This is a genomic window from Anaerolineales bacterium, from assembly GCA_022866145.1.
In the GTDB taxonomy this organism is placed as follows: Bacteria; Chloroflexota; Anaerolineae; order Anaerolineales; family E44-bin32; genus PFL42.
In genome coordinates, this window is the sequence record JALHUE010000531.1 from 1 (window position 1) to 3105 (window position 3105).

At 64.7% G+C, this 3105-nt stretch carries 3 protein-coding genes; all 3 read right to left on the bottom strand.

The features are described from left to right. Positions 1-390 (bottom strand): ATP-binding cassette domain-containing protein (locus tag MUO23_15210; protein MCJ7514299.1); only part of this gene is annotated, 390 nt, incomplete at its 3' end. Between the two features lie 13 nt (positions 391-403). After that, a complete protein-coding gene (locus MUO23_15215) occupies positions 404-1627 on the bottom strand; it encodes an FtsX-like permease family protein (GenBank protein ID MCJ7514300.1) in 1224 nt (407 codons plus the stop codon). An 8-nt stretch (positions 1628-1635) separates the two neighbouring features. Beyond that, on the bottom strand, positions 1636-2865 hold the full coding sequence (locus MUO23_15220; protein MCJ7514301.1) for an FtsX-like permease family protein: 1230 nt from the start codon (positions 2863-2865) through the stop codon (positions 1636-1638). Positions 2866-3105: the final 240 nt, after the last annotated feature.

The following is a 3105-nucleotide window of genomic DNA, read 5'->3' on the forward strand; positions in this document are numbered from 1 at the left end:
AGACGCGAGAAGTCCCGTCACACGGTCCTTCCGTTCCGCCGGAGGCTTTCCGGTGAGCAGCAAGGGCAGCTCGACGTTCTCGTAGGCCGTGAGGGTCGGGATCAAGGCGAAGAATTGGAAGATGAACCCGATCGTGCCCCGGCGCATGTCCGCCCGCTGATTGCGGTTGAGCTGGCTGACATCCTTGCCGTTGATGATCACCCGGCCGCTCGTCGGCCGATCGAGGCAACCCAGGAGCTGCAATAGGGTTGTCTTGCCCGAGCCAGAGGGACCGACCAGCGCCGCGAATTCACCGTTCTCGATCGACAGGCTGACGCCGCGCAGCGCCTGCGTCTCGACGGCGCCGATCGTGTACACACGGGTGACGTTCTCAGTTTTGGCGACTTCCATCGGTAGCGCTCCTTTACTTCTCGGCTCGCAGGGCCGCCACGGGCTCCATGCGCGAGGCCAGCACGGCAGGGTACACGCCGGCCAGCAGGGTGACGATGAAGGTCATCAGGCTCAGCCGGACGGTGTCCTGCAGCGTGAGTTGGGTGTAGATCTTGTCGGGGAACAGCAGCCCGGTGATCCCGTACCCCTCGAAATCGACGGGGAGCCCATAGCGAGTGAAGTAGGCGATGACGACGCCGCCGATGACCAGGCCGAGCACGATCCCGCCCACCGCCAGCATCCCCGACTCCGCCAGGAAGATGGCCAACAACCTCCGACCGCGCATGCCGATCGCCGATAGGATGCCGATCTCGCGTGTCCGCTCGTAGACCGACATGATCTGGGTGTTGACGATGACCGTGGCGCCGATGCCCAGGATGATGAGATAGAAGAAGGTCAGGTAGCCGACATAGAGTTGTTCGGTCTGAACGAGCAGCTCGTTCAGCTCATCCCAGGTCAGCACCTTGTACCCCGTGCCGGTGAGTGCGTCGACCACCGCCGGGGTTGCGGCCGTGTCCTTCAGCAGGATGAACACCGAGCTGGCGCGATTCCCGGCTCCGGTGATGGCTTGTGCCTTGACCAGCGGGAGGAGCACGGTCATTCGGTCGAAGCCGCTGGTCCCGGTGCTGAAGATGCCCCGCACAGTGAAGCGTTGTTCTTCGACGTTCCCGTCGGACGTATTCACCGAGAGGCTCACCTGGTCCCCCGCCGAGAGGCCCAGCTGCTTGGCCAGCGTCCAGCCCAGCAGTACACCCTCCCGGTCGTCCGGCGACAGGAACTCACCCTCCCGCATCCCGTCGCGATATGGGGCATTGGCCTCCGACAGCGGGTCGACGCCCACCACGCGGACGCCAGTGGATTCGTCGCGCGTGGTGACAAATCCCGTGGCATACAGCCGGGGAGTAGCGGCGGTCACCAGACCGATCGAGGCGACTTTCGCCGCGACCTGATCGGGATTTTCGACCAGGTCCTCCCACTTGAGGCTCGTCTTGGTCTCATCGTACGACTCCGCCCGGACCTGCAGGTGCCCGGACTGAAGGCGGATGGACATGTCGATGGCGCTGCCCATCTCCCCCTGGATGAACGATGCGAACAACAACAGCAAGGTCAGCGCAATTCCCATGGCCAGGGCGGAGAAGAACGTCCGCCGCCGGTTGCGCCCCAGGTTGCGAAAGGCCAGTTTCAGCGTCTGGATCATGGCGAACCTCAAACGTAGTGCAGGGCTTCGGCCGGGTCGCGATGGGCCGCTTCGCGCGCCGGAATGACCGCCGCCAGGGCGGCGATGATCGCCACCGTCAACCCACGCCCCAGCAGTTTGCTGACGCCCCAGCTTGGATACACCTTGTCGGACAACAGCGCCATGTAGCTGGTCATCCCGGACATGGCGGTGTAGTCCAGTCCATTGATCCGCATCAGGCCGTTGAACGCCAGCCCGAGCGCGATTCCCACAGCCACACCAACCAGGCCGATGAACGTGCCTTCCAGAATGAAGAGGTAGGAGATCTGGCGCGGCTTCAAGCCCATGGCGCCCAGCACGCCGATCTCGCGGGTGCGTTCGTAGACCGCCATCAGCAGCAGGTTGAGAATCCCGATGCCGGCGATCCCCAGGATGATGACGCTGAAGATGTCCATCACCTTGCCTTTGGTCGCCAGGGCGTACTTCAGCTCGGGGTAGCTATCCTCGAAGGATACGATCTCGTAACCCGGCAGGGAGGGTTGCAGCGTGCTGATCAGGTCCGCCTCGCCGCCGATATTGTCGAGGAAGACTGCCACCTCGGTCGACTGACCCGGCAGATCGTAGAGCGACTGCGCCTCGGCCAACGAGAGGTAGACGCCGAGCTTCTCGATGTCGGGCATCCCCAGGTCGTAGATCCCGACGACATTCATCGTGCGGCGGCGCATCTGCTCGTGAGTCGCCTGGCCGGTGAGCGTGATGCGGTCGCCGACGGTCACATCCATGGCGTCGGCCAAGCCCTTGCCGATGAAGATCGCGTCGCCGTCCTCGGCGGTGAGCGCTCGCCCGGCGATCACGTTCTGGGCAGCCAGGTTGACCGCCTGCTCGAGCTCCGGCTCGATGGCGGTGATGCCCACGGCGAAGGCGCCTTCACGGCTGCTGGCCAGTCCGCCGGTGTTGATGCGGCGCGCCGCCGCCACCACGCCCGGCTGGGCGCGCACGGCAGCCAGCACGGTGGCGTCATCGGCCAGCGGCAGCAGCGGCTTCTGTCCGGCGCTGTCGCGGTAGCCCTCGGCGTGCACCTGCAGGTTGCCGCCCAGGACCTTGATGGCGTTGCCGTAGATCGCCTGGTTGAAGCCGTCGACCAGGCCGTCGTACATCATCATCAGCGACAGGCCGAGGCCCATCGCCGAGACGATGATGATGGTCCGCCGGCGGTGGCGCCAGATGTTGCGCCATGCCAGGCGCAGATAGAGTTTCATCGTGAGTGTTCCCTCCTGACGCCGCCGGATCCAGTCAAGGACACGCGCTCCGGCGAGGCAACGAGCTTGGCGTGCGGGAGTCCGCGTCTCACGCCGGCTCCGCAATAGGTCCGAATCCACCAGGGACGGATTGAACTACGACTCACGCCAGCAGCCATTCTAGCGCCGAAAAGGCGGCAGGAAAAGTCACCACAACATTCGCCACCAGCCGGGTCGGCGATGGCGGGTGAGTGGCTGACC

Coding starts and splice junctions, on each gene's coding strand:
- MUO23_15215 (MCJ7514300.1), bottom strand. CDS start 1,627: ATGATCCAGACGCTGAAACTGGCCTTTCGCAACCTGGGGCGCAACCGG.
- MUO23_15220 (MCJ7514301.1), bottom strand. CDS start 2,865: ATGAAACTCTATCTGCGCCTGGCATGGCGCAACATCTGGCGCCACCGC.